Here is a 4,070-nt window from a genome sequence, read left to right as displayed (position 1 = left end):
TTTGCATCACTCATCATTTTGGCTTTTGGGTTGGTGTTATTGACCAATTGGCTAACTGTCCAACTCGCCATCGTTGCGGCTTTATTGACAACCTTATACCCATTCACCAAACGCTGGACACGCTTGCCGCAGTTTGTTCTTGGTGCGGCTTTTGCCATGAGTGTGCCAATGGCGTTTGCTGCAACTAATGGCTTTGTGGCTGACGGCGCTTGGTGGGTTTTTACTGCGACATTAATTTGGACAGTTATCTATGACACGATGTATGCCATGGCAGATCGCGAAGAAGATCTAAAAATTGGGGTTAAGTCAACTGCAGTGTTATTTGCGCAGTACGATCGATTGATTCTTGGAATTCTACAAATTAGCCTTGTTTTTGTCTTTTATAAAATTTCAGAAATTTTCAAAATGGCTATTTTTTTCGACATTTCTGTTCTTTTGTCTATCATTTTGATGATTTATCATCAATATTTAATCAAAAATCGTGAAAAAACAGCCTGTTTTCAAGCTTTTTTGCATAATAATTACATTGGTTTGGTGATTTTTGTTGGAATTTCGCTATCCGTTACCCTATAAGGCTTATCAGGTATTAAAATTTCTCATTTTTTCAATATTTAGTTATAAAAATACCACTTTTTTAGCATTTTTTCAAAAAAAAAGCCTGACATCAATCAAGAAGCATTCTAAATTAATCTTAATTTGACAACGATGTTGGATTACTAAAAAAACTAAAGAGGGGAAAATATGCTTGATACTATTATCGGTACAATCAAAAAACTAACGGAAGCCGGTATGGCTTTAATTGCTTTAGCCATCGTGGTTCAAGTAATCTTCGGTACTGGTGCTGCAGGTGTACCATTACAGGTATTGTTGCTAGCTTAGGTTCTAGGTTTAGCGGCAGTTGCTGTGATCTACGCTTTGTTTACGCGTAACTAGAACACATAAAGGCCAAAAAAAACCCGCTGAAAGGCGGGTTTTTTAGTTTCAGGGCTAAATTTAAATGCCTCTTAACAACTCATTAATGCCAACTTTAGAACGAGTTCTTGCATCTACTTGCTTAACAATGACTGCGCAGTATAGTGAGTAAGTGCCATCTTTAGATGGCAAGTTGCCTGATACAACAACTGAGCCCGCCGGAATACGACCATAAGTAATCTTACCCGTTTCACGGTTAAAGATTTTGGTTGATTGGCCAATGTAAACACCCATTGAAATAACCGCGCCTTCTTCAACAATTACGCCTTCAACCACTTCTGAACGTGCACCGATAAAGCAGTTATCTTCAATAATAGTAGGTGCGGCTTGCAACGGCTCTAAAACACCACCAATGCCAACACCACCTGATAAGTGTACGTTTTTACCAATTTGCGCACATGAGCCAACTGTTGCCCAAGTGTCTACCATTGTGCCCGAATCAACATAAGCGCCGATATTCACATACGAAGGCATAAGCACAGTGTCTTTAGCGATGAAAGAGCCACGGCGTGCACTTGCTGGTGGCACAACTCGAACACCAGTTGCTTGAAGTTCATCAGCTGACATATCAGCAAATTTTGAAGGCACTTTATCGTAATATTGAGTAAAGCCACCTTGCATTGGTACGTTGTCTTCAATTCTAAAAGAAAGTAATACGGCTTTTTTTAACCACTCGTTAACTGTCCAGTCACCAATGCCGTTTTGATCAGCAACACGCGCTTCACCAGAATCAAGCATGCGAATAGCTTCATTAACAGCTTGCTTTACTTCAGGGGTTACGGTTTGTGGGTTAATGTTTGCTCTGTCTTCAAAAGCAGCTTCAATGATATCTCTCATGATTAATTTAAATTAGAAAAAACAGATATTATATCAGATGCCAATTTTGATTATCTAATCGGCTTGGTTTAATCGACGACTTCGATTGGTTGTATTGATTTAATTCATAATGATCGATACTATTCACGCTAAAATATGACTTGTATCTTTAATTTACTTGATTTCAATCAATAAAAAAATCAATAAAAAAATCAATAAAAATGTTATGATACGCATGACTTTATAGGACTGTACTAATACAATGAGTGATAAAAAAATTCAGGTTGAAAATTTGTATGAAGAGGGTGATCAATGGGTGCAAAACCTAGGTGATGAAACTATTCATGCAAAACGCATGGGCGGTAAATTCCGTAATTTTAAATGGATAGCCTTTATCCTTTGGGCGCCGTTTTTCATTGGTCCGTATCTTACTTGGAATGACAGGCAAGCCATTATGTTTGATACGGAAAACAGACAGTATCATTTATTTGATATTACCATCTTCCCACAAGACATCTGGATGTTGACCATGGTGTTGTTGTTTTTAGCTATTTTGCTAGCAGCGATAACAACCGTATTCGGACGAATATTTTGTGGTTATTTCTGTTTTCAAACAGTTTGGACAGATATTTTTACTTGGGTAGAAAATAAAATAGAAGGTGCGCCGGCTAAACGCCGCAAGCTAGATAAAGCACCAATGAGTTTTAACAAGCTAAGATTAAAACTGACTAAACATCTTATTTGGATCTCTATTGCTTTATTTTCTGGTGTCACCTGGATGTTGTATTTTGGTGTTACTTGGGCGGATTATTTTAACGCTGAGATCACCTCTACCACTTTAGCGATTACGGTAATTATTGCTTTAGGCGCTTATGTTTTTGCTGGATTTATGCGTGAACAATCGTGCATGTGGGTATGTCCATACGCACGAATTCAAGGTGCAATGGTTGATGACCAAAGCATCATGCCAACTTATGATTATTACCGTGGTGAGCAGCGCGGCAAGCTAAAGCGTGGTGAGTTTGTTGAGGGCAATGGTGATTGTATTGATTGTAATCAGTGTGTTGCAGTGTGTCCAACTGGCGTTGATATTCGTAAAGGTCAAGAATATGGCTGTATCACCTGTGGATTGTGTATTGATGCGTGTGATGCGGTAATGGAGAAGGTAGGCAAACCAAAAGGCTTGATTAAATATACTTCGTTAGCCGAGTTGGAGTTTAAACAAACACCAAAGCCTTTATACAAACGACCAAGAGTAATTGTTTATAGTGCTATTTTATTAGCAGCGATTACTGTGTTGGTGTACGGCATGAGTACACTGGCCTCTATGGATCTTAAAGTGTTACATGACAGATCGCCATTATTTGTTAAGTTGTCTGACGGCTCATACCGTAATAAATATGAGCTAAAAGTGATGAATAAAACCGATAAAGATATGCAGGTAGCTATTAGCTTTGACAGTAGTATTAAGGCTTTAAAATCTAATAATCCATTGGGTACAGTTACCATTCCAACGGGCAATGTAAAATCCATCTTTGTATACTTATCTGCCTATGAAGCAAATGTTGGCGAGGATAATGAGGTTACTTTTGTCGTAAAAGGCGAGCAATCTACGTTAGAATATGACACCACATTCTTTACTCCGAAGAGCATGCGATGAGCGTACAAAAATCCCCTGTTATGATGCTAATGCTAGTATTGTTTTTAGCCTTAGTTATTGCCACTGTATGGCGTATTAATACCGCCTTAGAAACACACCCAGGTACGATTGTTGCCGATGCCTATGAAACTGGTGAGCGCTATGGACAAACGTTGGAAAATCGTCAAAACCTACAACAACAGGGCTGGAAGCTTGATTTGAGTTTGCCTGAAGTGGTGACACACGGTATTAAGCAAACCTATGTAGCGATTAGTACTAAGCAAGATAAGCGTCTAAATAAGGCGGATGCAACCGCGTATTTTTATCGCCCACTAGAAATGAAGCATGATTTTTCAGTACCAATGACCAAAACACCAGACGGCACTTATCAAGTGGATGTCACCTTGCCATTGAAAGGTCGTTGGGATTTATTGGTGGAAGTTGCTAAAGGCAGTTTTGTGCAACAAAGCTCTGCCCGGATGTTTGCTCAGTAACTTGCTGTAATTAGTCTAAGAAATTTTTCCTTAGGGTGAAGGTTTTAGTCCTCATGACAATGGTTGTGATGATGCTCATAAGTGGCCATTAAGTCATCCATTTGATCGGCAAAAAGATCGTTAAATTGAGAATCCTTCAAAATAGACTC

The 4,070-nt window shown here is 38.8% G+C and carries 5 protein-coding genes; 4 read left to right on the top strand and 1 reads right to left on the bottom strand.

Annotated elements, in window-relative coordinates:
* Both PSN35_RS05015 and PSN35_RS05010 read left to right on the top strand, forming a co-directional pair.
* Positions 1-573: 4-hydroxybenzoate octaprenyltransferase (locus PSN35_RS05015; RefSeq protein WP_300030329.1), on the top strand; the 573-nt coding region annotated here is incomplete at its 5' end.
* Positions 574-741: 168 nt separating this feature from the next.
* Entirely contained in the window at positions 742-879 is a 138-nt protein-coding gene (locus PSN35_RS05010) for a hypothetical protein (protein ID WP_300030326.1), read from the top strand.
* Between the two features lie 114 nt (positions 880-993).
* Here the strand turns inward: PSN35_RS05010 and dapD are convergent, their stop codons facing one another.
* Positions 994-1,809 (bottom strand): 2,3,4,5-tetrahydropyridine-2,6-dicarboxylate N-succinyltransferase, encoded by an 816-nt coding sequence (dapD, locus tag PSN35_RS05005; RefSeq protein ID WP_300030322.1) that lies wholly within the window; start codon positions 1,807-1,809, stop codon positions 994-996.
* A 241-nt stretch (positions 1,810-2,050) separates the two neighbouring features.
* On the opposite strand from dapD, the gene ccoG reads away from it, so the two are divergent.
* Complete coding sequence (ccoG, locus tag PSN35_RS05000; RefSeq protein ID WP_300030318.1) at positions 2,051-3,448, top strand: cytochrome c oxidase accessory protein CcoG; 1,398 nt, start codon at positions 2,051-2,053, stop codon at positions 3,446-3,448.
* Positions 3,445-3,921 (top strand): FixH family protein, encoded by a 477-nt coding sequence (locus tag PSN35_RS04995; RefSeq protein ID WP_300030315.1) that lies wholly within the window; start codon positions 3,445-3,447, stop codon positions 3,919-3,921. Before ccoG ends, PSN35_RS04995 begins: the two co-directional genes overlap by 4 nt.
* The last annotated feature ends 149 nt before the right edge of the window (positions 3,922-4,070 follow it).

Origin of the sequence: Candidatus Thioglobus sp. (assembly GCF_028599055.1) — a bacterium.
Lineage (GTDB): Bacteria > Pseudomonadota > Gammaproteobacteria > PS1 > Pseudothioglobaceae > Thioglobus_A.
This window is presented reverse-complemented; position numbering and strand designations above follow the sequence as displayed.